Source organism: Nonomuraea basaltis (assembly GCF_005893125.1).
Classification (GTDB): Bacteria; Actinomycetota; Actinomycetes; order Streptosporangiales; family Streptosporangiaceae; genus Nonomuraea; species Nonomuraea basaltis.
Window position 1 is genome coordinate 1 of sequence record NZ_VCJS01000450.1, and the last position, 3,921, is coordinate 3,921.

4 protein-coding genes are annotated in these 3,921 nt (G+C 68.1%); 2 read left to right on the plus strand and 2 right to left on the minus strand.

Annotation, left to right across the window (positions count from 1 at the left end; translation table 11 throughout):
- A partial coding sequence (locus EJK15_RS68080) for an aldehyde dehydrogenase family protein (protein ID WP_138720737.1) occupies positions 1–1,359 on the plus strand: 1,359 nt, incomplete at its 5' end.
- Positions 1,360–1,422: 63 nt separating this feature from the next.
- Entirely contained in the window at positions 1,423–2,058 is a 636-nt protein-coding gene (locus EJK15_RS68085) for a TetR/AcrR family transcriptional regulator (protein ID WP_240778127.1), read from the plus strand.
- A 160-nt stretch (positions 2,059–2,218) separates the two neighbouring features.
- On the opposite strand, the gene EJK15_RS68090 is transcribed toward EJK15_RS68085, so the two are convergent.
- Positions 2,219–2,536, minus strand: a complete 318-nt coding sequence (locus EJK15_RS68090) for an STAS domain-containing protein (protein WP_138720739.1) — start codon at positions 2,534–2,536, stop codon at positions 2,219–2,221.
- A gap of 83 nt (positions 2,537–2,619) precedes the next feature.
- Positions 2,620–3,786, minus strand: coding sequence for a sensor histidine kinase (locus EJK15_RS68095; protein WP_138720740.1), 1,167 nt, complete (start codon positions 3,784–3,786; stop codon positions 2,620–2,622).
- Positions 3,787–3,921: the final 135 nt, after the last annotated feature.

Below are 3,921 nucleotides of genomic sequence, written 5' to 3' on the forward strand. Positions count from 1 at the left end.
GCCGCCTGGTGGGCGGGGCTGGGGCACGCCGAGCGCAGGCGCCGGCTGCTCGACTACAAGGCCGTCGTCACCCAGCACCTCCGAGAGCTGGCCACGCTCGTCCATGAGGAGACTGGCAAGCCGATGGGGGACGCCACGCTGGAGATCGTCCTGGCGATCACGCACATCGACTGGGCGGCCCGCAACGCGCAGAAGGTGCTGGGCCGGCGCCGGGTGTCGACCGGCATGATCGGCCTCAACCTGGCCGCCACGCTGGAATACCTGCCGCTCGGCGTCGTCGCGGTGATCGGCCCGTGGAACTACCCGGTCTTCACCCCCATGGGCTCCATCGCGTACGCGCTCGCGGCCGGCAACGCGGTCGTGTTCAAGCCGAGCGAGCTCACACCGGGCGTGGGGGTGCGGCTGGCGGAGCTGTTCGCCGAGTCGGTGCCCGAGCAGCCGGTGTTCCAGACCGTGACCGGGCTGGGCGAGACGGGCGCGGCGCTGGCCGCCGATCCGCGGGTGCGGAAGGTCGCGTTCACCGGCTCGACTGCCACGGCCAAGCGAGTCATGGCGGCCTGCGCCGAGAACCTCACGCCGATCGTGGCCGAGTGTGGCGGCAAGGACGCGTTCATCGTGGACGCCGACGCCGACGTGGAGGCCGCCGCCGACGCCTGCCTGTGGGGCGCCATGTCCAACGCCGGGCAGACGTGCGCGGGCGTCGAACGGGTCTACGTGGTGGATGCGGTCTATGAAAGTTTCATGCGCGAACTGTCCGAGCGGGTGACGAGGGTGAAGGCCGGCGAGGACTACGGGCCGATCACGATGCCGGGCCAGGTGGACATCATCAAGCGGCACATCGACGACGCCACCAAGTCGGGCCGGATCGTGACGGGCGGCCCCGGCTCGGTGCGGGCGCCGTACGTGGACCCGGTGATCGTCGAGGACGTGCCCGAGGACTCCCCCGCGGTACGCGAGGAGACGTTCGGGCCGACCATCACCGTCCGCCGCACCCGCGACGCGCAGGAGGCGCTCGAGCTGGCCAACGCCTCGGCCTATGGCCTGGGTGGCACGGTTTTCTCCAGGAACGCGCGCCGGGCGATGGAATTGGCCAGGATGATGCGTACGGGGATGACCGCCATCAACTCGGTCATCTCGTTCGCCGGAGTCCCGGCACTGCCGTTCGGCGGCGTGGGCGACTCGGGGTTCGGGCGGATCCACGGGGCCGACGGCCTGCGCGAGTTCGCCAGGCCCAAGGCGATCTCCCGGCAGCGTTTCGCGATGCCCGGGATGAACCTGACGTCGTTCGCGAGAGGGCCCGCAGACCTTGAGCGGCTGATCAGGCTTGTCACGTTCTTGCACGGCCGACGTAAAAGTTAATCTTCTTACCCTTTCCCAAAACCGATCATCCGTCCATAATTGTGTGCTCTGGGGGCCACGATCATGTTGGACGGGTGGATTGTGAACCGGTCGTACCGGGGAATGTCGGCTGAGCAAAGGCTGGCGGACAGACGCGAGCGGCTGATGACGGCCGCGTACACGCTATACGCGAAGCCGGGTTTCGCGGCGACGACCATCGAAAGGCTGTGCTCGGAGGCGCGGATCTCGAACCGCGCCTTCTACGAATGTTTCGGCGGCCGGGAGGAGCTCCTTCAGGCGCTGCACGAGCGCTGTGTGGAGGAAAGCCTGGCCGTCGTGGCCAAAGCGTTACAGGAGGCGCCGAACACGCTTGACGCAAGAGTCAAAGCGGGGATTCGCGCCTATATCGAGTTCGCCACCGCCGACTGGCGGCGGGCCCGCATCATGCACGTGGAGGTCCGCAGGTCAGGAGATGTCCTGACACTGTCGCGACAGCGGGCCGTGGATGCCTTCGCCCGGCTCATCCAGGAAGCCTCGGCCGATTTCCCGCAGGCCGCACCGTTGAATCGGCGGCTCGTGGCACTCAGTGTAATTGGGGCACTACAAGAGTTGCTCATCGAATGGCTGCTCACGGACGATCAACCGACGATCGACGAACTCGTCGACGTGGCCGTGCACATCTTCATCAGCAGCCTGGGCAACCCCAAGACGATGTCATGAGGGAGCCCGCCTCGCGCGCTCCGCGGACAGCGGATAAATCTCCATTCGGAGTTGTATTCAGTGCGATAGCTGGCAGATCTGCGCCATCCGTAATCTACATTTTGTCTAAGCCAGGAAAGAGCGGGCAACGGCTGATCGTCGCCCGCTCCGATATGTCACCTCAGGCCACCGCGGCCGCCGGAACCTCCACGTGCAGCACCCGATTCAGCCGGGTCACCGCCAGGATCCGCATGATCCGCGGTGGCACCCCCCGAAGAACGAGGCGGCGTTGCACGCTCAGCGCGCGCCGATGCGAGCCCACCAGCACCCCGAGACCGGTCGCGTCGATCATCTCCAGCTTGGAGAGATCCAGGATCAGATCGCCCTCACCGGAGTCGAGGGCCTTGTGCAGCCGCTCGCGAACCCCCGCCGACGTGCCGGCGTCGAGCCTGGCCCCGATCCGCACCACCTGAGCCCTCGGATTGCCCCGGACGCGCATGCCACCTCCTCAATCACGCTCACAGCGCAGTCATCCCTCTGCGTGTAGCACTCGCCGAGGTGAAACCCCGCTGCATGACTCTCCTACCCACGTAGAGGAAGTGACACGACCGCCGTGAGCAGGAACTCTCCGTCGTCCGTCGGGTGGGCGGCCAGTTCGCCGCCCACAGCGGCCATCCGCTCCCCCATGCCCGCCAGCCCGCTCCCCAGATCCGCGGCCTGCCGCCGGGCCACCCCGTCATTGCGTACGCGCAGCTCCGCCTCCTGATCGGTGAAGCGGAGCGTGATGTCACAGAACGTCGCGGTGCTGTGCTTGAGCACGTTGGTCACCGCCTCGCGTACCGCGTAGGCGAACACAGGGGCCACCCCGTCGGGCAGATCGCGGTACGGAAGATGCACCTCGCAGCGGACACCGGCCGCTTCGAGCACACCTTTCACGCTATTCAGCTCGGCGGCCAAGTCAAGGTCGCGGTAGCCGCGAACGGCCTCGCGCAGCTCGCGCAGCGCCTTCCTGGTCAGCGTGTTGATCTCGGTCATCTCGGCCTTGGCCGCCCCCTGGTCGACATCCGACAGGCGCACCGCCAGCTCGGTCTTGACCGCGATGGCGGACAGCTGGTGCCCCACGAGGTCGTGCAGGTCCCTGGCGAGGCGCAGCCGCTCCTCGGCCACCGCCAGCCGCGTGTGCGCCTCACGGCCCTCATGAGCCTGCACGGCCAGCGTCAAGATCCAGACCAACATCCGGTTGGACGGCGGCGCGACCGCGCACATGAGACCGTAGAACAAGGCGTAGGAGAACAGCGCCTCGGTTACCCCCAGGTCGATGGTCACGATGCCCGCCCCCGTCGCCAGGGAGAGCGCGCCGAGCGCCATGCCGGCCGCGAACGTGCCGAACGCCAGCACCATCACCCTGCGCCTGGAGATCCACAGTGTGGCGATGGAGAGCCAGGCGATGAGCGCCCACCCCCAGCCGAACGGCTCGGCCCCGCCCATGCCGGCCGTGACCACCGCGAGAGCCGCCGCCACCACCACCTGCCTGGTGGGGTAGCGGCGGTCCAGCATGGCGTTGATCAGGCGCGTGCAGAGCCACGTGAAGCCGGCCGCCGCGATCAGCGCGGGCACGAAGCGCCACCATTGGAGCCTGCCCTCGCCCAACTCGATCGCGCTGACGAGGGAGATGCAGACCCACATGACGGCGATGACCGACACCAGCGCCACCCAGGTGTGGCGGCGCGCCCGCCTGATCTCGTCCATCTATTTCGCGCGCAGCACGTCGCCGAGCTTGACCCGGGCGCCCGTCCGCAGCACGGCCCGTTCGTACACCTTGGCGCCGAAGGCCAGCACCGCCAGCACGGCCAGCACCATCGCGGCCATGGAGGCCCCCACCTG

Excerpts from the sequence above, each read along its gene's own strand:
- EJK15_RS68085 (WP_240778127.1), top strand. The coding sequence starts at position 1,423 with ATGTTGGACGGGTGGATTGTGAACCGGTCGTACCGGGGAATGTCGGCT.
- EJK15_RS68095 (WP_138720740.1), bottom strand. The coding sequence starts at position 3,786 with ATGGACGAGATCAGGCGGGCGCGCCGCCACACCTGGGTGGCGCTGGTG.
- EJK15_RS68090 (WP_138720739.1), bottom strand. The coding sequence starts at position 2,536 with ATGCGCGTCCGGGGCAATCCGAGGGCTCAGGTGGTGCGGATCGGGGCC.